Genomic DNA, 26,731 nt, shown 5'->3' on the forward strand with positions numbered 1-26,731 from the left:
AGCCAATCAGAAATCGTCAATATTTTCACTATGGATGCAGTCGCTTTATCGCCAAATAAATAGGATATTTAAATATGGATAGTTCTCACAACATATTACAAAAATTTGCCATAAGAGTAAGTAACTGGTCAGAAAAATGGTTTCCTGATTCCTATATCTTTGCACTCTTAGGTGTAATCATTGTTGCCATCGCTGCTATTGGAATAGGAGCACCTGTTCATGATGTTGCAATTTCATTTGGCAATGGTTTCTGGAGTCTGATTCCTTTTACCATGCAAATGTGCATGCTGATTGTTGTCGGTTATGTAGTTTCTGTCTCTAAACCGATCGAAATACTCATTCAAAAAATGGCTCAGATTCCCACTTCAGGAAGAAATGCAATCGTTTTTGTTGCAACAGTAAGTTTATTGATTTCACTGATTAACTGGGCAATGAGTACAGTTTTAACAGCCCTTTTGGTGATTGCACTGTCCAAACGTAAAGAACTCAACATGGATTATCGTGCCGCCGCTGCCGCTGCTATTATTGGTATGGGGGCAACATGGGCGCTTGGAATTAGTTCTTCTGCAGCTCAACTACAAGCCAATAAAGCGAGCTTACCTGAACCGCTGTACAATTTAACTGGAATCATCCCCTTCTCTGAAACGATCTTTTTGCCACAGTCAATGATGATGACTGCAGTCTTGATTATTGTATCAATTGCTATTGCATTTTGGTCTGCACCTAAAGCAAATAGCATCAAGACTGTAGATGATTTTGATATCCATTTTGAAGACGAAAAAAGCCAAGCACAAGACCAAAAGCGCCCTGGTGACTGGTTAGAAAACTCCCCCATACTCAGTATTTTAATTGTAGTTTTAGGACTGATCTGGATGTTTAATGAGTTTACCAAGAGTAATCCAATTATAGCCATCTCCAGTCTCAACACTTATAACTTTATCTTTCTCATGCTCGGTATTGCTTTACATGGCACACCTCGAAACTTTTTAAATGCAGTTTCTAAAGCCGTCCCTGCAATTTCGGGTGTACTGATTCAATTCCCACTCTATGGCAGTATTGCCTTTATCATGACCAATGCAATCAATGCACAGGATTTATCGTTATCTCATTATATTGCTGAATTTTTTGTGTCAATTGCATCTAAAGAAACCTTCGCAGTTGTCATGGGACTCTATTCTGCGATTTTAGGCTTTTTTATTCCTTCAGGTGGGGGGAAATGGATTATTGAAGCACCTTATGTCATGCAGGCTGCACAAGATTTAAAAGTACATTTAGGTTGGTCTGTCCAAATTTATAATGCGGCAGAAGCTTTACCCAATTTAATTAACCCATTCTTTATGTTACCAATGCTGGGCATTCTAAAACTAAAAGCCAAAGACGTTATCGGATTTACCGTAACCCAGCTGGTGTTCCATCTTCCATTGGTTTTATTCTTATTGTGGATTCTTGGGCGTACCCTCACCTATACCCCACCGATATTTTAAAAACTGATAAGGCTTTTTTACACATTGTCCTTCTTAGTGACTTATTCAACATAATTTCCTGTTGAATAAGTCTTCTGTTCAAAACTTATTTTAAACAACTATTCTTAGAAAAATCATAAATTATTGATATATAAATAGATATATCATTTTAAAACAAAATTCTCTTAAAGTATTGATTCAACCATTGAAAACTTTCGCTTTTTTGACCTTTTATTTATAAATTTGCGATGTATAAGCATTTTTCTAAAATATAAATGATTAACTGACCACCAGGATATGTATCCAAAACGCTTCTAAAGGACAATCAGCTTTCAATCATACTCTCAAAAAAAAGCCCACTATTGGGGAAGTGGGCAAAAACCTTTGCTAGCCAAGTGTACGCATTGCAAAGAAAGTTGATTTATATAATGGAATAAAATAATTTTCAAGTTTTTATAAATTAATTGTTTAATAAAATTAAATTAGTGTGATAATTGTCATTTTTTTAAAGCAAAACCACAAAAATGAGCGTTGATTAATACTTCGACTTATTTATAACGATTCGCATTTTCCAACTGAAACAATTAAATCACGACTAACTCGAGTCATAATATGCTCAATATTAACGCCCCCATGATCATTTTTTGAAACTTCAATTGATACATGTAGTACATAAAGATTTCCATTCTTTTCATCATCAATATTGATACTAGATGGCGCATTCAAATAGATGAATGAAGCATATCGCTGTTAGATAGGCTGTTAAATTTATAATATGTTTTAGTGCTAAGCCTGCTGTTATTTTTGTGGAAATATCATCAGAAATCATTACCGAAATTGAGCTGTTATGCTCATCGTTGATAATCATTAAGTTTTTTTATTATTCACTCTTTCTTAAAACGGTGAAAAACCTATCTATGCCCTGATTCAGGTTGCTCACGTTCAAGCCATTTCTGATAGCTAATACTGATATTAAAAAAATTCATACCAACCGCAAGCACCATAGATAGCAAACTAATTGATATTGCTTTTGCACTTCTCAGCAACAGTGCCAATGCAAATAAAACAACCTATGAACCTACAAAGAATATATCGATAGATATGGCATAGTGATTATTTCTTGTCATAAATGAAAGTATATAAACTAAAAATATACCAATCAGATGTAGCATAGAAAACCAAAATAATATTTTTAATTTCATAAAATTAATTATTCTCTCAACCACTAGGGGCAAGGAACTTTCAACATCCATAAGGTTTTATAATACGACCACTTTTTGATTTATGAAAGAGATCTATGATGAGTAGATTCACTATACTAGACAAATCTTTCATCACATGCTAAAACAAATTACAGATTAAATAGCTCTAAATAAAAAAACATCCAACAATTTAATAGTCAAACACAACAAACCCACAGCATAAACTTGAGATAAAATTACTATGATTAAAAGTTTATTTGGATTAAGTCCTCAATTAACGGATGATGGTTCTTATAGCCCCTCACTACTTTCATTAAAAATGGCCACCTCAAAAATAACAGACTACACGCCATTGAAATATGAGAAACCTAATGATGATAAAAGTCTTAAAATTTTAGTGCTCTGTACCGAACAAAATCATATGCCAATGAAGAATGGTAAACTGTTTTCAACAGGCAACCACCCTGTTGAAATGATGGTTCCTATGTTACATTTTAAAAATGCAGGGTTTGATTTTGATATTTTTACACCTACAGGAAAACCTGTAAAAATCGAGATGTGGGCAATGCCCACAGAAGATGAAAATGTAATCTCAATTTATGAAACATATAAAGATCAATTCAGCAACCCTAAAAGTTTAGCAGACTTCGCCTCAGCTGAATTTTTTGATGATGAGAGTAATTATATTGCTATTTTTATTCCTGGTGGACATGGAGCAATGCTTGGACTTCCAGAAGATAAAAATGTTGGACATTTATTAAAATGGGCTCATAACAATGATCTTTTTAATTTAATTATTTGCCATGGACCAGCTGCTTTACTTGCTGCTAAACCTGAAAATGGAAAAGATACTTTTATATTTGATGGTTATAAAATCGCTGCGTTTCCGGATAGCATGGACAAATTTACTCCTTTAATCGGATACATGCCAGGAAAATTAACTTGGTTTTACGGAGAGAAATTAAAAAAACTAGGAGTGAAGTTTGTAAATTCAAAAGCAGATGGAACCTGTTTTATTGATAGAAAGTTAATTACAGGTGCAAGCCCAAAAGCAGCAAACGAGTTTGGGAAATTGGGGGCTACTAAACTATTAGAATCTCTGGAAATTAAATGACAAAAATACGATCAGATAAAATACTTTTAGCAATAGCTGCAACAGGATTAATACCTATTGCATTAAGTTATGGTTTAATGCCTGAAAAAACACTAAACATCCTCTATAAGATTAATGTTGATAACATCAATTTAAAGCATATTATGCGTGCTGTAACAGGTCTTTATTTCGGACAGATCGTAATGTGGTTTTTAGGAGCAAGTTATGAGCGATTGACACGCCCTGCATTATACTGCTTAGTCGTTTTTATGTTAGGTTTAGCCTTCGGGAGAATTGCAAGTTTCTTCGTGGATGGAATACCACATTTTCTTTTAATTGTTTATTTTCTTTTAGAGCTCATAATTGGTCTAATTGGACTAAAATTTATTTTAGAACATAAACATAAAATCTAGTTATTTAGGCATTAAAAAATTGTGTTAGGCCTCATCTATTTGGCAACTGAATGAAATTAATATCCAAACTCTTAACAGCAACTAACACACTAACACTCCAAGGATTTTTATCAATTGAATATGTGACTGAATCTTCCAACCAGTCACCACCTATTGGTAATCCCCCTCAAAATAATTGAAGTCAAAAGTAGAAAATCAAATAATCCTGTTAAAGTAAATTTTGTATGAAAAATCTTAATACTCAGACAGTTTAATCATGAATATTTTAAAGCAAAATGAATCAGGAATGCCTGTTCCTAACTTATGTCGTGAACTTGGCATGATTTCGATTACATTTTATAAATGGAAAGTAAAACATGGAGATATGGATATTTCAGTGATGGTTACACTTATCGAATTCATAATAATATTAATGATTATAACTGTGAGGCATTAAATATATTGGTGGATTTTTCTTTGTCAGATCAACGAATACAGAGGGAATTGGACCAATTAATTGTATAGAGAGTTAAATCAAAGCGCATACGCAATGTTAATAGGCCTGAGTATATTAGTAATTTGATGTAAACATGGAATTGAGTATGTATTTACCTAACCCTCTCATCCAAAACAGAATCCTTATATAGAACAACATTTTAACAGGACAATCAAATATGAACGTTTGAATCAATATTTATTTTGAGAACTTGAAGATATCCAAGTCTATACACCAGTGTAACAACACTTTTATAATCATGAACGACCTGATATGTCAGTTGATGGTAAACCACAAATTTAAACAATTATAAGGACTTTGGTTTTATCCTGATTAGATCAATTTAAAAATGAAGCATTTCACCTTATTCTTCTTATTATTCAAAGTACTATATCTACAAATTCATCACAATACTTTTCCATTTTTCATAAATTCATCTATTTCATTTGCATAAGCAGAAGAGTTTAAAAGGAGGATTATCAGTAATTTCATTTTCAAAAAGACCACGATTGTTAAGATTTTATGTAATATAATATTATTAAAAGTTGAAAAGAAGATCACGAATGAAATTATTGTTTCTTTACCTACATATTGTTATGGGTATTGTATTGATTAGCTTGATATTGTTATTTTTATTCAATCCTATTCGAATTTGTTAAATTATAGATCTTACTTAACCGAGCCCCATAGGTTATGTACTTGCCTATTTTTAGGATCATTGAAAGTTATCCAGCCATATTTTAGACCTATGACTCCCATTCAAACATGTGTATTCTTGGCGACGAAAACCTGTTAAGAGCAAAGTTAAAAGAAGATTTCTAACAGTATTATGTGAATGTCTCCATGCGGTAAAATTCATTACAGCAGTTACTCAATCAGATAACGCCTCTTGTTCAACATTCCCTTTACGATACTTGATTTTATTCCATGATCTTTTTGCATCTAAGTGTTGTTACAGGTTTCACAGTTGTAATTATTGACTCATCTTTGGCATCTAAAATATGTCGATTGAAAATTTAAAAATTGATCTAAAAATAGCTCTCGCCTTATTTACCTGAGCTTGACTTCTTGCAGTTAATTTACTGTAGTTTGTTACATTTGAATTTCAGGGATATTTCCTATTTTTTGATTTTTTCAATCTGCTAGGTATTTATCAACAACCTTGTCATTATCATTTAGCGCTCTTGTTTTTTAGATATTTACTTTAGACAAATTCTATAATGAAATGTTGTCTTGATAGGTTCAAATCATATTCACTCTTCTCAGCTTCAGCTACTCGCACCAGATTCGGAATGTAATCTTGTGCCATTTGAGAAAACACACCTTATGCTAAAATTTGCGCCGAAGTTAGTGCTGAATTCTTGTGAAAAATCTATCAGTGAATCAAATCAATTTACTTTTCTGCAATATAGCGTCTAAAGCCTATATACATGTACTGCCCAATCAACCAGTTCACTGTTCATGTAGATTTTTTCTCAAAACATCCATTAAATGTTTGGGTAGGGTTGATTTATTTCCTTATAGAGATTGTAAATTTTAATTCAGCTATTCAGTCAGCAATATAAAATTCTTTATTTCAACTGAATGATTTGAAATTGAACTAAAACAATTCAGCACTGACAAGCAGTTGATAGATATGCAATAAACAACACAGGAATGCATAGTAACATGAGTAATAAATTCGAATTTGAGATCCGTGTATATATTGAAGATACAGATGCAGGTGGAATCGTCTACCATGCCAATCATATTCGCTTCATGGAACGTGCTCGTACAGAATGGTTACGTGCTTCTGGCATTGATCATTACTGGCATCAAAAAGATTACAATTTTGTGGTCCATAAAATTGCATTGAAATATTCACGCCCTATACTGATGGACGATCTTATTACTGTTACAGCAAGTGTAGTTTCATGTAAAGCTTCGTCATTTGTGTTGCAACAAAATATATATCGTGGTGAAATCATGCTTGCTTCTGGCGAGGTAGAATTGGCATGTTTAAGTACTGATATGAAACCTCGTAGAATTCCTGACGAAATCCGTGATTTAATTCTTCGAGAATTAGCTCACGAATAAAAAATACTTTTGGCACATGTAACTATGGCAACACAACTAGAATCCTCTCTGCACATCTCTGATTTAATTTTACAAGCGAGCCCTGTGGTTCAATTGGTCATGCTGGTCTTAGTACTTGCATCTGTTTTTAGTTGGTATCTGATTGCCAAGTTACATATGAGCTATAAAAAAGCTCGCCAAGGCGATGATCATTTTCAAAAAATATTCTGGTCAGGCGCTGAGCTCAATACACTTTACAACAATGCACAACTTAACTCTAAACGTGATGGTCTAGAAGACATCTTTTATCAGGGTTTAAGTGAGTATTTGAAATTGAAAAAGCGTCAGGCAGATACCGTTCCCATGATAGAAGGGACAGAACGTATCCTGCGTGTAGGTTTAAGTCGAGATCAAGGTCGTCTAGAACAAGGCTTGAGTGCTTTAGCCAGCATTGGCTCTGTTGCACCTTATGTTGGTTTATTTGGTACAGTTTGGGGCATCATGAGTGCATTTATCGGTTTAGCTCAGGTTGAACAAGTCACTCTTGCAACTGTAGCACCAGGCATTGCAGAAGCACTGATTGCAACTGCGATCGGTTTATTTGCAGCAATTCCAGCAGTATTGGCATTTAACCACTACACTGCCAAAGGTGAAGAAATTTATTCAGATCGTGCATTATTTGCTGAAGAAATGGTGGCGCTGTTACAACGTCAGTCTGTGGGAACTACGCAGGAAGCTGAATAATGGCAATCCAACGCTCTGGACGTTTTGACCGCGTCAAAAAGCCTTTAAAAAGTGACATGAACGTTGTTCCCTATATCGACGTTATGCTGGTTTTATTGGTGATTTTTATGGTCACTGCTCCCATGATTACCACAGGTGTCAAAGTTGACTTACCCCAAGCCAACAATAACCCCATTCAATCTGAAGACCGACCTGCTATTGTGACGCTTAATGCAGACGGAAGCATTCAACTTGAAGATAAAACACATAACAATGATGTACTCACTTTAGAAGAGCTTAAATCTATACTCACAGAGAATCAAAAACTGGCACAAGCAAATAACAAACAATTGAGCGTTTTGATTAATGGTAGTGAATCACGCCCATATGGTGAAGTGATGAAACTTATGTCTGCATTGCAAGATGCTGGTTTAAGTCAAGTTGGTTTACTGACTGAGTCTGTAAAGTAAGTTATGAAAAATACTCAAAAGCCACAATCTAAAGAAAAAGCGATTGCACTTGGATTTACCCTCGCTATTCATGTGGTAGCAATTACTGGCTTACTTTTTCTTGGTCTGAGTCGACCACCAGAACCGCCAAAGCAAATTAAAACGGTTCTCATCAAACCTGAAGATTTACCACCACCAGAACCTAAGCCATTGGTAGATAGTGAGTCAACTGAAACAGCAGACTCAAAAGTTTCAGAAAATATCCAGCAAACTGCTGAACCTGATCAAACTGCACCTGAAATTCCAAGCCTGCACAAGCCAGATACTCAAGCCATAGACATGCAAAAAGCAGCTGAAGAAGCAAAAGCGGCTGCTTTAGAACAAAAAATGGCTCTCGCTGCAGCACGAGCAGCTCAGGAAAAAGCCGCAGAACAAGCAAAGGCAAAAGCTGCTGCTGCTGAGAAAGCACAACAAGAAGCGGCTGAAAAAGTTAAACAGGCAAAAAATGCTGCTGAAAGAGCCAAAGCGGAAGCCGAGGCAAAAATTAAAGCTGAAGCTGCTGCTAAAGCAAAACAAGAAGCGATCCAAAGAGCCAAAGCAGATGCGGCTGAAAAAGCAAGATTAGCTCGTCTTGATGCAGAAGCTAAACGCAAAGCTGAAGCTGCTGAAAAAGTAAGAAAAGAAGCGGCTGAAAAAGCTGCACAAGCTAAAGCAGAGGCAGCTGCGAAAGCCAAAGCAGAGGTGGAAGCGAAACGCAAGGCAGATGCAAATGCCAAAGCCAAGGCAGATGCCGAGGCGAAACGTAACGCAGATGCAAAAGCCAAGGCAGATGCCGAAGCGAAACGCAAAGCTGACGCGAATGCAAAAGCCAAGACAGATGCTGAAGCGAAACGCAAAGCTGATGCAAATGCCAAAGCCAAGGCAGATGCTGAGGCTAAACGTAAAGCTGAAGCAGAAGCAAAAGCCAAATCAGAGGCTGAGGCGAAAGCGAAAGCAGATGCAAAACGTAAAGCTGATCTTGCTCGTGAATTAGAGGAAGAAAAAAATTCTGCTGCTGAAAAAGCAAGAGAAGCGGCTGCGAATAAAAAAGCAGAGGTGAGAAAAATTGCATCTTCAGCCAAAAAAGATTTTGAAAATAAAGTTCGAAATGCTTGGCGTATGCCGGCTGGCTCATCTGGTCAAAAAGCAACTGCACGAGTTACACTGACAGATAGCGGTGCTGTCGCATCAGTCGTCGTGAATGCATCTAATCCAGATGTCAAAGCAAGTGTTGAGCAAGCTGTACGCAATGCAGCACCATTTCCAATGCCATCTGATCCGGATGCTCGTCGCGAAGCACGAAGCTTTACAGCGACCTTCACTGTCAAATAAGTTCGAGAATATATACCCTGCTCCGGCAGGGTTGTTATTTGATTCAAGCTATGGACAAAGTATCTGTGAAAATTTTTGTATTTATATTTCTGTCAGCCATCTATCAAAACACACTTGCAAATAAAATCAGCCAGAATGCAGAACCTAATTTTTCATCTATCCATCCGTCAGAATTGAATACCCATGTGTCGGCTCTTAGAAAGCAAAACAATCCTGCGGATGAACAAAAAGCTGAAACGAAAAAATTAGCATTCAGTACGAAAAAAGATTTTAAACATAAAATTCTAAGGGCTTGGCATATGCCAATAAATGCAACAGGTCTTCATGGCAACGCACGTATAAAACTTAGAGAAAATGGCTCGATTGACTTAATCGTCGTCAACGCTGCAGATCCAGATATCAAGGCAAGTATTGAGCAAGCGATCTACGATGTAGCGCCATTCACAATGCCCACTCAACCGGAAGTAAGAAGAGATGTACAAAGTTTTTCGGTCAACTTTATTGTAGAATAAAATTTGCATTCTCCGCTGTTAAAACGATATCGATAATCAATCAGAACACAAAGACACTTTGGGAAAATAAAATGCAATTTAAAACATTACTGGTTCACAGCTTGCTCATGAGTTTCCCAACATTTTCATTTGCCGAAAAAATTCAAACCAACACACCAGTTGAAGTCAATACGCCGCAAATACCTTCAAACCCATCTATATATGAAATTCCACCTGCTGCACCAAGCTTGCCAAGGAACCCGCCCACCCAAACTGATCAATCACAGCTCATCAATCAAATTTATAAGCACAGAGCAAACCGTATTACAAAATTTTGGAAAAGACCTGTAACCCATTTAGCAGAAAGTGCTCATGTACATGTTTATTTAGATGAACAAGGAAAGATAAAAAATATTTTATTGGATGGACAGTTTAGTGATGCATTTGCATTATCGATAAAAACTGCGATTTATAAAGCAGCACCCTTTAAAATGCCTGAGGAGCAAGCACTTAAAAAACAATTACAAGAAATTCGCATTCACTTCACCACAGAATAATATCCAAAGTTTCCTCCACAGTTATGCTGTCTATCAATTTGTTTTGACAGCCTTAACACACTGTAATTCTCCTACCTCATACATGTAGATTTATTTTGTATCAACAAACAGCGAATTATCATCTTTTATTCATAATTACATGCTTTATATAGATTAAAATAATGTCTTTATGCTACAAAGCTAAGCATAGTTAAAAATTGATATTTGAGTACATGAAGTCCAATGAAAATCATGCCTAAACGTCTATTAGGATTAGCGATAATTGCTGCATTGAGCCCTGCATTGATCACCACATCCTATGCACAATTGCATTTAGAAATTGCTAAAGCACCTGAGTCTGCACCAAAAATTGCCATTCTTCCTTTTAGTAATGATCAGTCGATCTATCCGATCATTGAACAGGATTTAAATCGTTCTGGTCGTTTTACCAGTTCATCTAAAAATCTTCCTGCGACTGCCAGCATAAACAATGTGAATGCAGAGGCATGGAAAGCTGCAGGTGTACCTTATGTTGTTTTAGGTGAATCCAAGGCAAACCCTGATGGTTCATTGGCTGTACATTACCAATTGTATGATGTCGAAAAACAAAAATTCTTACTGAATGAATTACTTACAGTTCCTGCTTCGCGAGTACGTACCGCAGCACATATGATCAGTGATGCCATCTATCAGGCATTGACAGGTATTCAAGGTGACTTTACAGGACGTATTGCCTATGTGCTACGCAATCCTGCAACACCGGATACACGTTATACTCTGCAAATCGCTGATACTGATGGTGAGCAACCTAAAACTGTTCTGAGTTCAAGAGATCCTATTCTGTCTCCTGCTTGGACACCTGATGCCAAGAAAATTGCATATGTTTCATTTGAAACAAAACGTCCAGCTATTTATGTTCAAGACTTGGCTTCTGGCGCCCGAGAGAAATTAGCCTCATTCCGCGGTTTGAATGGTGCACCTAGTTTTTCTCCTGATGGAAAGTCGATGTTGTTTACCGCATCCATGCATGGTAATCCTGAAATATACCAAATGGATTTAGACACTCGCCAAGTTAAACGCATGACCAATGACAGTGCAATTGATACAGAAGCACGCTATGCACCTGATGGCAAATCATTTATTTTTACTTCTGATCGCGGTGGATCAGCGCAAATTTATCGCTATAACTTTGATGATGGTTCAACCAAACGTTTAACTTTCCGTGGCGCATTCAATGCTCGTGGTACGCTTAGCGCCGATGGTAAATATGTTGCACTGGTACATCGCCCTTCTGGTAGTAATTACAAGGTTGCGATTCAAGAAATTTCAACTGGAATCACCAATATTCTAACTCCAACAAGTCTTGATGAATCACCAAGCTTTTCTCCGAACGGACAAATGGTGGTATACGCAACGCGTGAAGGCAGCCGAGGCTTATTGGCAATCATGTCAACAGATGGTCGTTTCCGTATGAATTTACCAAGTGAACAAGGTGAAGTACGTGAACCAGCTTGGGCACCTAAATAATTTAAACTATGTAGCATGACTTAATTTAAAAAGGAAGTATCGGAGATCAATATGAAGGCTATTCAATATCTAACTTTACCATTGCTTGCAGCAAGCTTGGTCATGACTGGTTGTGCCAGCCGTAAACCTGCTGCAACAGTAGAGTCTGGAACAAATCCTAATAGTGCGACTACGGTCAACACAACAGGTTTAAGCGAAGATGCAGCTTTAAATGCACAAAATCTAGCTGGCGCCTCATCAAAAGGTGTAACTGAAGCGAATAAAGCATTCTTAGCGAAGCGTGTTGTACATTTTGACTACGACAGCAGTGATCTTTCAAATGATGACTATCAAACACTTCAAGCACATGCACAATTCTTAATTGCCAATGCAAATTCAAAAGTTGCCTTAACAGGTCATACGGATGAGCGCGGTACGCGCGAATACAATATGGCTTTGGGTGAACGTCGTGCAAAAGCTGTCGAAAGCTACTTGATCACTAACGGTGTTAAGCCAAACCAATTAGAAGCGGTGAGTTACGGCAAAGAAATGCCAATTAATGCTGGGCATGATGAATCTGCGTGGAAAGAAAACCGTCGTGTCGAAATTAACTACGAAGCTGTTCCACCATTGTTAAAATAATTTTTCAAAATCAATATAAAAAATGCCCAATTCAATTGGGCATTTTTTATATTAGGCGATCCTGACTATTTGTCACTCTGACCTTAATGCTTTAAAACATCAAAACTGGAATTTCAACTGATTAATGAAAAGGAAAGATAATGTCTTCTTTATGATGGATTTTAAGCATGATTAAGACGATAGGATGCAAAATTTAGGTGAATCATAAAATTAAAAAAGCGCTCATCAAACTGATAAACGCTTCTTATTGCTTAAGCCTTTGACTCGTCTGGCTTGGGACTTTGCATGGATTCAATCATATCGTGCTTATTGAATTCTTTGAATTCAGGTTTAGCTTCGTAATTCTTCCATGCTTCTTTCACATTTTCAGCACTAATCTCTTTAAGATCAATACCTTCATTTTGAGTCGGAGTCGCTTCAAACTTTGCTGTTGTCATGTGAGTGCTCCTTTACGCTATTATCCGTATATCCAACATAACACTTTCTAAAATACTTGCAAGGGTAATTTCACGACAAATAACACAGGATAATTTTTATTTTCAGCTGAACTCATCTAAAATACCGCTATTGTTTAATGTATCAAAATTTATCGCTTTTGGAGCACCTCTGATATGTCATATCGCACCCTATCCCAATATTTAGAACAACAACAAGGGAATTTAACACCTGAACTTGCCAATGTGATTGAAACCATTGCCAACACATGCAAAACCATTGATCAGGCGCTACAAAAAGGTGCTTTAGCAGGTGTACTTGGCAGCGCTCAACATGAAAATGTACAAGGTGAAGAACAGAAGAAACTGGATGTGATTTCCAATGATTATTTAATTGATGCACTGAAAGCCAATCAAAATGTAGGTGGCTTAGCTTCAGAAGAATTAGATGAGTTCACACCGGCGCAAGAAAACGGCAAATATTTAGTTCTATTTGATCCTTTAGATGGTTCAAGCAATATTGATATTAATATGTGTGTTGGTACAATTTTTTCAATTCTCCCAGCTCAAAATAGCATTACTCAAGCTGAAGATTTCATGCAAGCTGGTTCACAACAGGCTGCTGCGGGTTATGTTCTGTACGGTCCATCCACGATGATGGCACTTACTGTTGGTGCAGGTGTTGTATTCTTTACCTTTGACCCGGAAACGCAACAATTCTTGCTGACTTCTGAAAATGTTCAAGTGGCTGCGGATACTAAAGAGTACGCAATCAATGCTTCTAATCAACGTCACTGGGAAGCTCCTGTAAAACGCTATATTGATGAGCTTCAAGCTGGTAAAACTTCTGTCCGCGAAAAAGACTTTAATATGCGTTGGGTTGCATGTATGGTGGGTGATATTCACCGCATTCTATGCCGCAGCGGGATTTTCCTATACCCATATGATACCAAAGACCCTCAAAAAGCAGGTCGTCTTCGTTTAATGTATGAAGCCAATCCAATGAGTATGTTAATAGAACAGGCAGGTGGAGCATCAACAACAGGTCGTGTGCGCATCTTAGATATTCAACCTACTGAATTGCATCAACGTGTTCCTGTTGTGATTGGCTCTAAAAATGAAGTTGAACTTGTTACTCGCTATCACCACTAATTCTTTTAATATTACGCTCTCATTGAAAGCGTGATACCAGTAAGGATCTGTTGAAAATTCCCTTAAGGATAAACAACAGATCCTACTTCTTTTTTGGATCTATTCTCCCATGCCTACTATTTTCCTTGAATCAAAAGACAATCCAAAAATTAAACACTTAAGAGGTTTGATTGAGCAAAATACTTACCGTAAAAAACAAGGGCAAACTGTACTCGAAGGGACACATTTAAGCCTTGCATGGTTGGAAAAAGGACGCAAAATTAATTCAATTTTCACCACTGAACATGCGTTGGATCATGAAGATCTGGCTGAAATCATTGACCAATACCAAGGTGCTGTGTTTGTCATCAGTGAAGCGTTATATAAGGACCTAAGCACATTAGGGACAAGCCTTGCCTGTCTTGCAATCGTTGATTTGCCGACTTCAACACAAGCATTGAATTTTAGCGAAGATACTTTAATTCTTGAAAATGTCCAGGACCCTGGAAATGTTGGAACTTTACTGCGTTCTGCCGCTGCCGCAGGTATCGAACAAATCGTCTGTACCAAAGGTTCCGCTTCTTTATGGTCACCCCGTGTTCTCCGTGCGGGTATGGGTGCGCATTTCTCTTTACAAACTTATGAAAATGTTGTAATCGAAGATATTTTAAAGCAATTCAAAATTCCTGTTTATGTGACCAGCTCACACCAAGCAGAAAGTCTTTACTCGAAAAATTTACGTAAACAATGTGTGTGGATTTTGGGCAATGAAGGTCAAGGCGTTTCAGAATTTGCACTGAAACGTGCAGAAGCCGTATCTATTCCACAACCAGGTGGTCAAGAATCACTCAATGTTGCTGTTGCAGGCTCAATCTGTTTCTTTGAAATGGTTCGCCAACGACTTTAAGGTTAAATTATTTTAAATATCGCCCGTTATTGAAGAAAATCATTTAAACTGAAAAAAATAATTGATTTACGTGTCAACCCAAACCATTTTTTAAACGTTATAGTGATATGAATTTAAAATAATGGTGGGTGCCCAATGACGGGATTTTCCATCTCTATGGACTTAGCACCAAAGAAGTCACAGACTGAAACAGCCAGTACTCAAACGAGTACCAGTGAACAGCGCCTGCGTTTTTTTATGCAGGATGTGACTGGTCGTGCCTTGGTCATGATGGAGAATGCAACACAAGGTCATAATGGAATTGCAATGGATTTGGTACAGGAAGCTTTTATTTCCCTACATAAGTCTTATGCAGATAAATCCACAGAAGAATGGTATCCATTGTTCTACACCATTTTAAACAACAAATTACAGGATTGGCGCCGTAAAGAAGCACGTAGAGCATCTCCCTTTTCATTGTTTCGAAAAATTGATTTAGATTCTGATGATGAAGAAGCAATGGAAATTGTTGATGAATCTACGCCAAACCCGCTTCAGTTTTTAGATCAAGATGTTACTGTCGAAGAAATTCAAGACGCGATTAGTAAGTTACCTGTACGCCAGCAACAAGCATTTATGTTACGGGCATGGGAAGGTTTTGACACACAGACAACGGCATCGATTATGAACTGTAGCGAAGGTAGTGTAAAAACCCATTACCATAGAGCAATTCAAGGATTGAGAACTGCGCTATCACATTTAAATCCGTATGGAGGTTCATCACATGAATAATGATGATTTCACCAAACAAGTGACGGCAAAACTGGATGAACTTGCACGTCATCACCGCAATAAAGCTGTAGTGATGAATAATGTGCTGGATCGTATCCAAGATCGGCCAACATCACGCTTTAGTAACTGGAAAATGACTGGCTTCGCACTTGCAGCAGCAATTACAGGCTTTGTTGTTGTACCCAATGCTTTTGATGTTTCCAATGAAGCTCATGCACCACAACAAGTGGTGATTAGCCCTAAACTTTCACCTCAGATGATGGAAGATTTAGATATGTTATCTGTTTTTGGTGAGGATAAAAATTCTCATGGTAGCTAGAAAATTAGTATTGGCATTTTGTGCTTTTAGTTTTCTACAAACAAGTTTTGCTGGATTTGAACGTTTTTGGATTTTTTCCAAAGATGCCAATACGCAAGTCAATGAAACATGGGATGCCCTGTCTGAAGATGAACAAAAAGCATTGATCAAGCGCTACCAAAATTTAAAAGAACTTCCTACAGAGCAAAGCGCTGCTTTACAACAGCGTATGGATTGGTTTACTCAACTTCCTGAACAAGAAAAGCAAAAAATGCGTGAAGCCTGGCAACAAATGAGTACATCTGAACGCAATGAAATGCGGAAAAAAATGCAAAAAGCATCTACATCAGATGAACGCAATGAAATCCGAGAAAAATATATTCAAAAATACCAACCAAGTAGCGTTGCATCGCATTAGCATCATGTATTGATGTTTACTAAAGCCAGCCATTGTACTGGCTTTTTTTGTAATCAACTTTTTCTTACGAAACCATAGCTAAAACTTTTGACCACTTATAAAAGTGATTTTATTTCTACGTTTTATAGTCAGTCAACTTGACGCTTTTATACAAACTATTCAAAGTCTTTCTTGATTAATTTATTTTTGTACTTTTCAGCCATAGGTCGTTTTCTATAGGCATCGCCTTAGCAAATCTATTGAAACTTTAGATATAGAGGGTGGCATTGAAGACTGGATCTCATCAAACAACATGTTTTTATATTTATTTTATTGGTCAAGGGAAATTGTGTTTTACTGTATTTTTTTAAACGTGGACTATGCCTTGAGCAAATAATCTTTTGATAAATACCCAGCGTACAGTGAAGTTAGAATTTCATCATTCAAGTCAATCAATCTGATTCATTTGAGTCATCAAATCCATAAAAATAAAAAAACCTGCATGAAGCAGGTTTTTTTCGCTTAAATTCAAATATGAATTACAAGCTGTAGTACATATCAAATTCAACTGGGTGAGTTGTTGTATTTAAACGACGCACATCTTCAGTTTTAAGTTCGATATATGCATCCAACATCTCTTTTGTGAACACACCGCCTTTAAGAAGGAAGTCATGATCCGCTTTAAGTGCTTCAAGCGCCATATCCAAGCTATGAGCAACTGTTGGGATTTTTGCTTCTTCTTCAGGAGGAAGATCATATAAGTTTTTATCAGCAGCTTCACCTGGGTGAATCTTGTTTTGAATACCGTCAAGACCAGCCATCAACAATGCCGCGAAACCTAAGTACGGGTTCATCATTGGATCTGGGAAACGTGCTTCAATACGTTTGCCTTTAGGGCTAGAAACGTAAGGAATACGGATAGAAGCAGAACGGTTACGCGCTGAGTAAGCAAGCATGATCGGTGCTTCAAAGTGTGGCACCAAACGCTTATAAGAGTTTGTAGATGGGTTAGTAATCGCATTCAATGCACGAGCATGTTTGATAATACCACCGATGAAGTAGAGTGCCATCTCTGAAAGTCCAGCGTATTCATCACCCGCAAACAGGTTCTTGCCATCTTTAGAGATTGACATATGAACGTGCATACCAGAACCGTTATCACCTACCATTGGTTTAGGCATAAAGGTTGCTGTTTTAGCATACTGGTGTGCAACATTCCAAACTGCATATTTAAACTGTTGGACTTCGTCTGCTTTACGCACCATTGTGTTGAAGCTCACACCGATTTCTAATTGGCAAGATGCAACTTCATGGTGATGTACTTCTACACGACCAGGACCCATGATGTCTTCAATACGTGCACACATTTCAGCACGCATATCTTGATGAGAATCCACTGGAGGAACTGGGAAGTAACCACCTTTTACACGTGGACGGTGACCGGAGTTACCAGATTCGTAAGAATTACCAGTCGACCATGCAGCTTCTTCAGCGATCAATGTATGGCGAGCGCCAGACATATCAATGTCCCATTTAACTTCGTCAAAAACAAAGAATTCTGGTTCTGGACCAAAGAATGCAGTATCACCGATACCTGTAGATTTTAAATACTCTTCAGCACGACGAGCAATTGAACGAGGGTCACGGTCATAACCTTGACCAGTCGAAGGCTCAATAACATCACAAGTCACGACAATTGTCGCTTCAGCAAAGAACGGATCAAGGAAAGCAGTTTCAGGATCTGGACGTAAAATCATGTCAGATGCTTCAATGCCTTTCCAACCAGCGATTGAAGAACCATCAAACATTTTACCATCTTCGAAAGTATCTTCATCGATAGTATCTGAAGGGTAACTTACATGTTGCTCTTTACCCTTAGTATCAGTAAAGCGAAAATCGACCCATTTTGCGCCACTTTCTTGTATGAGTTGAAGGACCTTGTTCGCCATGCTCATTTTGCTCCAATGAATTTTTGTTGCACTTGTGAAGTGCGTGTTAGTAGTTGGTATTTATAAAGCAATTAGCATACCAACTTTTAAAATAATTGCTAATTTGTTGAATTTCTTATCAGAAAATAAGCTTAGCAACCATTAATTCGTTTCTATTATACTGAGTGCAAAGAGAATTGCACCATATTCAGACACACTTCTTATTTTAAAATCACACAGCACCATTTTAACGCACTATTTTTGTGCATATTTGTCAAAATGTTTTATCTTGGTGCTTATTTTGAAATGATTTACAATGATCACATCCAATTATTTCAAGCACATTAAAAATCTTATACATAGAATCGATACGCTGTACTGTCATACCGAATACGATCATATTTATATTGTATAGGAGAGATGGTTTTATCCGAATTCAACTTCTGCGCGAGCAATCAATGCCTCAACCATTAGCAATACATCATCCTGTTTTCTCGCATCTACAGCGAAAATAGGCATATTGATCTGATTGATATTCATCCAATCTTTATATTGTTTTAACAGTTGCTGTGGATTTTCATCGACATGTGTAACTCCGACAACAATGTTATTTACATATTCTTTAAAACTTTGAAAATAAAACTTCAAATCATCAATTGCATCTTTTTGAGAGTGATCAATCAATACTATGGCACCTATTGCACCTTTACAGATTACTGACCAGACAAAATCAAATCGGTCTTGCCCTGGTGTCCCATATAAGCCAACAACAACACCGTCGTCTAAACGAATTTCACCATAATCAATCCCAACTGTAGTCAAGGCTTTACTGTGTGATTGTTCATCGGTATTTTGTGCTTCTGTAGATAAAACTGAGATTTCAGACAAAGACTTAATCGCTTCCGTTTTACCTGCTCCCATCTTGCCGCCAAATACTATTTTATACTGTTGTAAAATCACATCATCACCTTTATTCAAGTTCTTATAAGATATTGATTAAATTACTGTATTTATTTTCAACTTTTAAACAAGCCATGGTTATGTACTCATTTTTCAAATTAACAAATCAAGTAACAAATCACAGCCCTAGTTTTTTCCGTAATTTACCAAAGAAACCACGAAGAACACCAGCTGACTGTTTTTCCTCAACAATTAACTTTGCTTCTTCTTCAGGTATATTTTTAAGTATATTGCTTAATAAAGCGATTGAAACAAATTTATAAATCTGATCGTGACTATAGCCAGTTTTTTGCACCACTTGAGCAATACTTGCTCCTTGCTCAAAACAAGCTGCTATTTTAAAAATCATTTGTCTTTCATTTTGATGATTAGGCTGTGGCCAATCGACAAGTTGATAATAGTCCCCTTTGTGAATCGTAGTATTAATATCATTCGAATACCACAATAGATTCCACAGCCAAGACTTAAGCTCTATACCTTGATTTGAATTTACTGATTGGGCCATTTGCATGGTGGCATAGGTAAAATTTAAAGAAACATCAGTGCCTTGAATTTTACGTAATGGATCTACCCAAACTTGCTGAGTTCGAATATTCACTAATGCGATATTACCCTTCGCATCAAAAACTTGCACATTACCATTTCTTTCATTAAAAAATTCTGGAACGATTTTTGTGAGGTCTAAAGTCTTTGAAATTTGATTCACAATATGCACTGTTTTATGGCTAACTGGCACTTGAAAATAACGATCTTTAAACCATTTTCTTATGTCATCAGTGGCAGAAAAAGGTAAATATAGCTTATCTCCTTCGATTTGACCTGATTTTTCATTTTTATTGATTAATCTTAAATAAGGAACTTTTTTTACGCCTACCAAATTTTGAATTGTAGGAGAACTAAAAAACATATCATTCACAAGAAGAATATCTAAATGCGGATCAGCAATGTTCGCCCAACTTACTTGAAGTGAGTCATCATACATTAATCGTATTTTCTGCTTTATTGCATCAAGTACATTTAAGCTCAAGCCAAATATCGCAATTTTTACTTCTTCTTTCATTTAGCCCCCACGGCCTCATATAGAGTGTGACCAGTTTATCATTTTTATCAAAAAATAAAACAAAAAACACTATCTTTAGTGTGAAAAAATTGTAGCAAAGTTAATATACAATTTAATATTTCAAATACAAGAATATAATAGTTGAACTTTAAATAAAATATTTTCTTTAAAATAAAAATTTACTAAAATTTATTATAAAAATATTTTATTTCAATACCTTAATTATAATCTATAAATTTCATTCACAACATACTTTACTCATGACTCATATTAATCAATAAATTAAACTTAAATTTTTATTTAAAAATATTAATAACATTTGTATATTAATTCATTCTAAAGTTAAGCATCAGATAGAGAAATCCATTATTTCTTATAATAAAAGATTTCATAAAATCGTTTTCAGATTTGCTATGACTATATGACTAACTGTTTCTACATCTATGATATACGCTTTAGTCTCAAGGCTTTTTTATAAGCATATATTGAATTGTTTAAGTGTGGATATAATTGCTTATTAAGATATAAATTCTTAACTATTTTTATTTTGTAATATCAAATATTTGATGATATCTAATAAGAACACAAAGCCCCACAAATCGAGGCTAAATTTATCAACACTAATAACCTAACACCAATCAAATGGTGTAGCGCTTTTCTTATAAAAAAGTAAACAGTCTGATGATCTAGCCGTCTTTATCTACCGAATGTGGGGTTGTCGTTTGGTCTTGTTTTTGCGTATCTGAATCTCTTTTTTGACACGCAGTCAAACCGAATAGTAAAACTAAACTTACGATCGAAATGATTTTCATATCTAGCCTAATATTGCTTAAAAATTAAACCATAGCAGAAAATAACCACCAAATTGTTGAATTCGTGAAACACACCAAGTTTCTTTGTACTTTGACATAAAATATTAAAATTCAGCGCCAATCAGTTCCAGAAAACAGAAAAAATTTTTTCTTCTCCTATTATTTTAAGCTTTACCTTATATCCAGCTTTCTTAAATTCATCACTTAATTTTTCAAGTTCATGACGCGCAAAATCTTTTGCAAGGCATTCGCTCACGAATAATTCGCCTTGATCTGCTTTTAACCGAATTTGTCTCTTCAAAAAACGTTTTAGTTGTTCAATTGAAAAATATTGTGATTGATTCTGATGCATCTTTGTTTCATTCATTGCAGGAGTAAACATGGCAAAAATCTCATATTAAAAAACACAATCAATGATTATGGCGGATGCTACACCTGATTCAGTATAAATAATGAAATTACAACAATCTTGGAACATACAATCTAAACTATTAATTTATATAAATTAAATATAAAAATTATAAATATTTTCATTTACTTTGTTTTAATTAGGTTATACGAACTGCATCATTATTTAAAGATTTTTCCATTAAAAAATGAAAGAGATTATTTTTCTATAACCCATGATGCATTGTAAATGCTTAAATTTGAGAGCCGCTATCTAGTCTAAAACTCATCTCGATTTTTGATATGCGAATCGAGAGTTTAAATAAAGCCAAGTTTGAGGAGAAACTCAAGCTAGGGAATCAAAAACATAAATCATTATCATTTACAATAAAATTAAATATCAACAACTTTTTATTTTTCAAAGATAAAAATTTGAATTAAAAAATTATTCTAATTAAATTGCTTTCATCATTTGTCTTTGTCTTCTGACCAAGCCAAGAATTTCTTTTCTTTTACGGATTTCTTCATCGCTAAAAGGTAAGTGATCAACTAAGCTTTCAATAGGTAATGTACTATTCTCTATCAAATAACAGTCTTGATCTGTAGTCCAATTCGATATAGGACATTTGGGCTTTTTCTGGATTCTTTTCATGATTCAATTTTAATGTATATGACGAATATAGAAAAGCTCATCATTCAATAATCTCTATAGACCATAAACGAAGTATTGATTCAAATCATCCTATTCCCTTATGACCTTTTCGTTATCAAGAAATTGTAAATTTTCCAAGTTAATCTTCAACTGAACAATGCAAGAATATTTAAATCATCAAGAAGCCAAAGCAAGCCCTAAGATAATTTAAATCAAAACAAAAGCGCATGGAGCACCTTAGAGTGTTATTCGATAAAGCCTGTTTAATCCAATATAGAAAGATCGTCCATCGAGATTAAAATTACACTTCTGCCCTGTTTCAAGTTGAATTTGCTTACCTACTTCAACCCAAGAAATACCGTCAACATTATTTTGTTTACGCTTCAGTGGAATAATTCTGACTTGAATTTGATCTCCATTGACTGCTTTAGCAATCGTCCATCCATTTATTAAATTCATTTTTTCTCATTTCATTGTGCTTTTGCAAAACAGTTCAGTCACTCACTATTTGAGAGGAATATTTTAAAATCCAATTGTGAGAGGCAATTTCGCCTGAAATTTAACTTTCAATTTTTACATCAGCATATTTTTTAGGGTAATACGTATATGAGTTGAACCAGTAGCCAACCCTCATTTATATTTTATTCAATAGAAAAATCTATTTTTCAATATCTAACAGAAATAGCTCAACCGATTTTGTCAGCCATTCGTGATAAATACAGAATTAAATAAAAAAAACCTAGTAAGCATAAAGCGAACTAGGCTATAAACTTTAAAATTTTTCATTGGTAGCGGGAGCTGGATTTGAACCAACGACCTTCGGGTTATGAGCCCGACGAGCTACCAGACTGCTCCATCCCGCATCAATGAAACACCGTTATACGCTTAATGGAACAGTAATACAATGTTTATTTTTTAGTTATGTTAAAAAATATGATTTCTACTCATATAAAATCAAATAAACAACTCAATCAAAAAGTATCTTTTGTGTAAAATCACTTATGATGAATTGATCAGCCTGTTATGTACAGATCGGTATGAATTATTTCAAATAAATGATATAGAATCAAATCATCCCGTTATACATTTCATCCATAAAAAAACCCACCGCAGTGGGTTTTTCGCTATTTAGGTTCTTTAGCTTTAAGTGTTTTAATTTTCTCATCCAATTCAGCAATTTCAAATCGCATTGGTAAATACTCTCGGTGAACCTCTTCTGCTTTTGAACACACTTCTTGTCTATGCTTTTCCATCTTTTCTTTACTTAAGTTTAGATCACCTGTTGGTATAAGTTGGTTTTGAATCGAAGCACACTCGAACATTAAACCAAGATGCTCTTCTGTAAGTTTGTCAGCTTTTTCCGTCAAACGATCTCTTTTACTTTCAAGTTTTTCTATTTCAGTAGAACATCCAATAAGAATCAAGGAAATTAAAGAAACGTATAAAATATTTTTCATGATTATCAACTCTTTTTTAGAGTCGGTAAGATAACAAATATGTTGATGTAGGTTAAGTAGTGATATCTGCTCATCACTCAAAAAAAGCATTTTACTGACTTTATATGCAGCGATTAAGAATGCATTATCCATATTCGAAAAGTATTAGAAACCGTCAATTTCGTCTTCTACAATCGATTGATGTTGATTCAACAGTTTGTTTATTCTGTCATTTCGTTTTCCTAGGGATGGAAAAAAAGCCCCAGGAAAGACGGGCATTTGATGTAAAAAACCACCCGAAGGTGGTTAAATGGATTTTAGGTTTTAGATTGTATTACCACAGATGTCTTTGGCGCCTGATGGATAAACGAATTCAAATAAATTTTTATCAGTAATTAATTCTACGGTTACTGCTTTCCCTATTGATGGAGAAGATTGGGTAAAACCAGATGTGCCAACGGAGAATTGAAAACCATAATTATCAACTGCATAGTCGAAATGTCCTACATATCCTTTATTCACACCATTTATTATCACACCCCAATTTTTTGTAGATTGGTTAAAATATACCCCTATCCGGTTTTTCCCAGATACGTTAGTAGCATAATTTTGACTACTAGATGTCTGAAAATTATTATATCCAACAACCCCAAGATTATTGGAATCATATTGAGATGCTATAATTCCTGAACTATTTGAAGAGCCGCTTGTGCCTACTGCCAACAAAGGTCCAATTGTAATCTGTTCCCCATAAAGTAGATTCAACGGTGTTTTAATCTCAAGTTCATAAGCTAAAGTTCCTGTTGTTGGAATGTTCAAATCACCTTTGGGTAATAAATAAGAATTGCTATTCATCAAGGCTATTTTCTTATTTGCTATATCACTACTCAAGGCCAAATAGTATTGCGTGTTTTGAGAGCTGGATAACAGTATTTGAGTTTTAGAATTGCTTAAATTCACCATTTTTATTGGATTTAATGTTGGTAACACTGCACTGATCTGAGCTTGTGTTGCATCAAAATTATAACTACAAGCACTCCATCCACTTGCACTCATTAACCCTGTTAGCAAAGCTATTGTTAATTTTTTCATTCTAATTTCCTTATAATTGTGAAGCTAAAATATAGAACAAAAAATATTCGATGGGTGTGAAATCCGATAAAAGTTAAAATTTACTCGTCGTTCATTTATAAATCACTTTATTTCAGTATTTCTATAATTTTTGCTATTGCTTGCAATATAGGGTAATCCTCCCATAAATAACCGAAGTTAAAAGTAGAAGCTAAGCAGCCATCAGAGGTGGTTTTCCTCCATTGGCTTGATGCGGTCTTTTATAATTGTAATGCCACAACCATTGTGTTGCATAAGCTTGCACTTGCTCCAATGTCTCGAACAAATGTTTGCTCACCCAACTATAACGCATTGTACGATTATAGTGTTCAATATACGCATTTTGTTGTGGCTTGCCTGGTTGAATATATTCAATACGAATATCATGCTCAGGTGCCCAACGTATGAATTTGTGACTCATAAACTCTGGACCATTGTCGCATCGAATCACTGATGGTTTCTCTCGATATTCCAGTAATTGATTGAGTGTACGAATCACTCGGATTGTAGGTAATGAGAATCCAACTTCAATAGCTAAGCCTTCGCGACGGTAATTATCAATAATATTCAATAGGCGAAACTTGCGACCATTGATGAGCTGATCATGCATAAAATCTAATGACCAAACCTGATTTGCTCGGATCGGCTCCTTACGTGGTTCAGGTAAATGTCGTTTCAGCCTTCTTCTTGGCTTAATACGTAGATTCAGTGCCAGCTCACAGTAAATACGGTAAACGCGCTTATGATTCCAACCGTAATTTTCAACATGGCGTAGATAAGAGAAACACAGACCAAAACCCCAATCTGTATTTTCTTCAGTGAGCTGAATCAGCTGCTCTGCAATTAATGCATTGTCATCATTCAATTTGGACTGATAACGGTAGCAAGTTTCACTGATACTAAATGCCTTACAGGCCAAACGAATGCTGACGGCATGATCGACAACAGTTTGTTGTGCCATCTGACGACGACAAGATGGCTTTACCACTTTTTTGACATTGCCTCCTGAATGATTTCGGCTTTGAGCCGCTCTTCAGCATACATCTTTTTCAGCTTGGCATTTTCTGCTTCAAGTTCTTTCAACCGAGCAATTAATGAGGCATCCATACCACCATATTTAGCACGCCACTTGTAGAAAGTGGCATTACTCATGCCATGTTCACGACAAAGAGTGGCAACAGGCGTGCCAGACTCCGCCTGTTTCAAAATAGACATGATCTGACTGTAGTAAATTTAGATGTTTTCATGCAGAATTTCCTGCTTTTATCTTAAGAGAAAATACTACTTTTACATCCTTTTATTTTTCGGGGGGATTACCGTATCACCAATTTCAGTATGGATACAGTCTATTAAATGTTGAAGAAACTAAGTAAGCTATCCTTATTCAGCAAAATTTAAAGAAAAATTAAATTCTTTTGTCATTTTAATTGGATAAGGTTTTCCATTAATACTTAATGGTTGAAATCTTGCTTTTTCAAGATATTCTTTTAATACATAATTATTCAATTTAGTTAACCCACTACTTTTAGTGATCTTGGCCTTAGTCAGTTTTCCACTATCATCTGCTTCTAAATAAATATTTAATGATCTATCTTTCCCCTCCAAATCGGATTTTTTTACGACAATACTTGGTTCAGTTGCAAATTTAGCATCTCTTGAAATTTCAAACCTGAATCGATATGGTAATTGAGAAGGAATATTCACACCATTTTCTTTTGGTGGCTTGAATTTACCAGTTTTCACGACCGCAATAAGTTTATTATCTAACTCAATCAACCCAGTACTTTTAATTATCTCAGTAGAAGTAATCTGCCCATTTGCATCAAAATTAAAATTAATTTCCGCTTCGCGATCATAGCCTTTTAATTCTTCATTTTTGATTGAAAACTTTGGCTTCTGTAGCCATATTCCTCCTGTTGAATTATAATTCGAGATATCCATTTCTTTCGCTTGTAAGCTTGATACAGAACAGGAAAGAAGTGCAATTAAAATTATATTTAAAACATTCATTCAACGTCCACATAAACTA

The 26,731-nt window shown here is 35.8% G+C and carries 27 protein-coding genes, 1 tRNA gene and 3 pseudogenes; 18 read left to right on the plus strand and 13 right to left on the minus strand.

Features of this window, described 5'->3' with window-relative positions; genetic code table 11:
* The first annotated feature begins 74 nt into the window (after positions 1 to 74).
* The 13 genes and pseudogenes from OSH00_RS12265 (at position 75) to pal (ending at position 12,419) form a co-directional block, all read left to right on the plus strand.
* Entirely contained in the window at positions 75 to 1,484 is a 1,410-nt protein-coding gene (locus OSH00_RS12265) for a short-chain fatty acid transporter (protein ID WP_266130640.1), read from the plus strand.
* A 1,422-nt stretch (positions 1,485 to 2,906) separates the two neighbouring features.
* A complete protein-coding gene (gene hchA / locus OSH00_RS12270; protein ID WP_266130641.1) occupies positions 2,907 to 3,779 on the plus strand; it encodes a glyoxalase III HchA in 873 nt (290 codons plus the stop codon).
* Positions 3,776 to 4,171 carry a DUF4345 domain-containing protein gene (locus tag OSH00_RS12275; protein WP_266130642.1) on the plus strand — a complete coding sequence of 132 codons (396 nt, stop codon included), beginning with the start codon at positions 3,776 to 3,778 and terminating at the stop codon, positions 4,169 to 4,171. The genes hchA and OSH00_RS12275 overlap by 4 nt, the downstream gene beginning before the upstream one ends.
* A gap of 250 nt (positions 4,172 to 4,421) precedes the next feature.
* Positions 4,422 to 4,607 (plus strand): annotated as a pseudogene (locus tag OSH00_RS20570) (transposase); the annotation flags it as partial.
* Positions 4,544 to 4,959: pseudogene (locus tag OSH00_RS12280) on the plus strand (integrase core domain-containing protein); the annotation flags it as partial. The pseudogenes OSH00_RS20570 and OSH00_RS12280, both read left to right, overlap by 64 nt.
* 1,355 nt (positions 4,960 to 6,314) lie before the next feature.
* On the plus strand, positions 6,315 to 6,722 hold the full coding sequence (gene ybgC / locus OSH00_RS12285) for a tol-pal system-associated acyl-CoA thioesterase (protein WP_196076262.1): 408 nt from the start codon (positions 6,315 to 6,317) through the stop codon (positions 6,720 to 6,722).
* 24 nt (positions 6,723 to 6,746) lie between these two features.
* Complete coding sequence (gene tolQ, locus OSH00_RS12290; RefSeq protein ID WP_266130643.1) at positions 6,747 to 7,445, plus strand: protein TolQ; 699 nt, start codon at positions 6,747 to 6,749, stop codon at positions 7,443 to 7,445.
* Positions 7,445 to 7,894, plus strand: coding sequence for a protein TolR (gene tolR / locus OSH00_RS12295; RefSeq protein WP_266130644.1), 450 nt, complete (start codon positions 7,445 to 7,447; stop codon positions 7,892 to 7,894). The genes tolQ and tolR overlap by 1 nt, the downstream gene beginning before the upstream one ends.
* Positions 7,895 to 7,897: 3 nt before the next feature.
* Positions 7,898 to 9,244, plus strand: coding sequence for a cell envelope integrity protein TolA (tolA, locus tag OSH00_RS12300; RefSeq protein ID WP_266130645.1), 1,347 nt, complete (start codon positions 7,898 to 7,900; stop codon positions 9,242 to 9,244).
* Between the two features lie 50 nt (positions 9,245 to 9,294).
* Positions 9,295 to 9,756, plus strand: a complete 462-nt coding sequence (locus OSH00_RS12305) for a cell envelope integrity TolA family protein (RefSeq protein WP_266130646.1) — start codon at positions 9,295 to 9,297, stop codon at positions 9,754 to 9,756.
* A gap of 71 nt (positions 9,757 to 9,827) precedes the next feature.
* Entirely contained in the window at positions 9,828 to 10,292 is a 465-nt protein-coding gene (locus OSH00_RS12310; RefSeq protein ID WP_266130647.1) for an energy transducer TonB, read from the plus strand.
* 222 nt (positions 10,293 to 10,514) lie between these two features.
* Complete coding sequence (tolB, locus tag OSH00_RS12315; protein ID WP_266130648.1) at positions 10,515 to 11,798, plus strand: Tol-Pal system beta propeller repeat protein TolB; 1,284 nt, start codon at positions 10,515 to 10,517, stop codon at positions 11,796 to 11,798.
* Between the two features lie 51 nt (positions 11,799 to 11,849).
* Positions 11,850 to 12,419 carry a peptidoglycan-associated lipoprotein Pal gene (gene pal / locus OSH00_RS12320; RefSeq protein WP_196076268.1) on the plus strand — a complete coding sequence of 190 codons (570 nt, stop codon included), beginning with the start codon at positions 11,850 to 11,852 and terminating at the stop codon, positions 12,417 to 12,419.
* Between the two features lie 251 nt (positions 12,420 to 12,670).
* On the opposite strand, the gene OSH00_RS12325 is transcribed toward pal, so the two are convergent.
* Positions 12,671 to 12,856: an NF038105 family protein gene (locus tag OSH00_RS12325; protein WP_004824653.1), complete on the minus strand. Its 186-nt coding sequence runs from the start codon at positions 12,854 to 12,856 to the stop codon at positions 12,671 to 12,673.
* A gap of 174 nt (positions 12,857 to 13,030) precedes the next feature.
* On the opposite strand from OSH00_RS12325, the gene OSH00_RS12330 reads away from it, so the two are divergent.
* The 5 genes from OSH00_RS12330 to OSH00_RS12350 all read left to right on the plus strand — a co-directional run bounded on the left by OSH00_RS12330 (position 13,031) and on the right by OSH00_RS12350 (position 16,378).
* On the plus strand, positions 13,031 to 14,005 hold the full coding sequence (locus OSH00_RS12330; RefSeq protein ID WP_266130649.1) for a class 1 fructose-bisphosphatase: 975 nt from the start codon (positions 13,031 to 13,033) through the stop codon (positions 14,003 to 14,005).
* A gap of 109 nt (positions 14,006 to 14,114) precedes the next feature.
* Positions 14,115 to 14,891, plus strand: coding sequence for a TrmH family RNA methyltransferase (locus OSH00_RS12335; RefSeq protein WP_266130650.1), 777 nt, complete (start codon positions 14,115 to 14,117; stop codon positions 14,889 to 14,891).
* Positions 14,892 to 15,047: 156 nt separating this feature from the next.
* Entirely contained in the window at positions 15,048 to 15,662 is a 615-nt protein-coding gene (locus tag OSH00_RS12340; RefSeq protein ID WP_266130787.1) for an RNA polymerase sigma factor, read from the plus strand.
* Positions 15,655 to 15,981, plus strand: coding sequence for a hypothetical protein (locus OSH00_RS12345; RefSeq protein ID WP_266130651.1), 327 nt, complete (start codon positions 15,655 to 15,657; stop codon positions 15,979 to 15,981). Before OSH00_RS12340 ends, OSH00_RS12345 begins: the two co-directional genes overlap by 8 nt.
* The gene (locus OSH00_RS12350) at positions 15,971 to 16,378 is read left to right on the plus strand and encodes a DUF3106 domain-containing protein (RefSeq protein ID WP_266130652.1); all 408 of its coding nucleotides are present in this window, start codon (positions 15,971 to 15,973) and stop codon (positions 16,376 to 16,378) included. Before OSH00_RS12345 ends, OSH00_RS12350 begins: the two co-directional genes overlap by 11 nt.
* Before the next feature lie 518 nt (positions 16,379 to 16,896).
* On the opposite strand, the gene glnA is transcribed toward OSH00_RS12350, so the two are convergent.
* The 12 genes and pseudogenes from glnA to OSH00_RS12410 all read right to left on the minus strand — a co-directional run bounded on the left by glnA (position 16,897) and on the right by OSH00_RS12410 (position 26,712).
* Positions 16,897 to 18,312 carry a type I glutamate--ammonia ligase gene (gene glnA, locus OSH00_RS12355; RefSeq protein WP_009586679.1) on the minus strand — a complete coding sequence of 472 codons (1,416 nt, stop codon included), beginning with the start codon at positions 18,310 to 18,312 and terminating at the stop codon, positions 16,897 to 16,899.
* Positions 18,313 to 18,711: 399 nt separating this feature from the next.
* The gene (locus tag OSH00_RS12360) at positions 18,712 to 19,245 is read right to left on the minus strand and encodes a GTP-binding protein (protein ID WP_266130653.1); all 534 of its coding nucleotides are present in this window, start codon (positions 19,243 to 19,245) and stop codon (positions 18,712 to 18,714) included.
* A 118-nt stretch (positions 19,246 to 19,363) separates the two neighbouring features.
* Positions 19,364 to 20,305, minus strand: coding sequence for a hypothetical protein (locus OSH00_RS12365; RefSeq protein WP_266130654.1), 942 nt, complete (start codon positions 20,303 to 20,305; stop codon positions 19,364 to 19,366).
* A 686-nt stretch (positions 20,306 to 20,991) separates the two neighbouring features.
* Entirely contained in the window at positions 20,992 to 21,117 is a 126-nt protein-coding gene (locus tag OSH00_RS12370; protein WP_266130655.1) for a hypothetical protein, read from the minus strand.
* Positions 21,118 to 21,238: 121 nt separating this feature from the next.
* Positions 21,239 to 21,499, minus strand: coding sequence for a hypothetical protein (locus tag OSH00_RS12375; RefSeq protein ID WP_266130656.1), 261 nt, complete (start codon positions 21,497 to 21,499; stop codon positions 21,239 to 21,241).
* Between the two features lie 459 nt (positions 21,500 to 21,958).
* A complete protein-coding gene (locus OSH00_RS12380) occupies positions 21,959 to 22,156 on the minus strand; it encodes an acyl-CoA thioesterase (RefSeq protein WP_266130657.1) in 198 nt (65 codons plus the stop codon).
* 237 nt (positions 22,157 to 22,393) lie between these two features.
* On the minus strand, positions 22,394 to 22,615 hold the full coding sequence (locus OSH00_RS12385; RefSeq protein WP_266130658.1) for a transposase: 222 nt from the start codon (positions 22,613 to 22,615) through the stop codon (positions 22,394 to 22,396).
* 327 nt (positions 22,616 to 22,942) lie between these two features.
* Positions 22,943 to 23,019, minus strand: a tRNA-Met gene (locus tag OSH00_RS12390).
* 261 nt (positions 23,020 to 23,280) lie between these two features.
* Positions 23,281 to 23,613: a hypothetical protein gene (locus tag OSH00_RS12395; RefSeq protein WP_266130659.1), complete on the minus strand. Its 333-nt coding sequence runs from the start codon at positions 23,611 to 23,613 to the stop codon at positions 23,281 to 23,283.
* Between the two features lie 303 nt (positions 23,614 to 23,916).
* The gene (locus OSH00_RS12400) at positions 23,917 to 24,684 is read right to left on the minus strand and encodes a DUF4882 family protein (RefSeq protein ID WP_266130660.1); all 768 of its coding nucleotides are present in this window, start codon (positions 24,682 to 24,684) and stop codon (positions 23,917 to 23,919) included.
* Between the two features lie 190 nt (positions 24,685 to 24,874).
* Positions 24,875 to 25,949, minus strand: a pseudogene (locus OSH00_RS12405) (IS3 family transposase).
* A 133-nt stretch (positions 25,950 to 26,082) separates the two neighbouring features.
* A complete protein-coding gene (locus OSH00_RS12410; RefSeq protein ID WP_266130661.1) occupies positions 26,083 to 26,712 on the minus strand; it encodes a TonB family protein in 630 nt (209 codons plus the stop codon).
* Positions 26,713 to 26,731 lie beyond the last annotated feature (19 nt).

It is taken from the genome of Acinetobacter nematophilus, assembly GCF_026344175.1.
Lineage (GTDB): Bacteria > Pseudomonadota > Gammaproteobacteria > Pseudomonadales > Moraxellaceae > Acinetobacter > Acinetobacter nematophilus.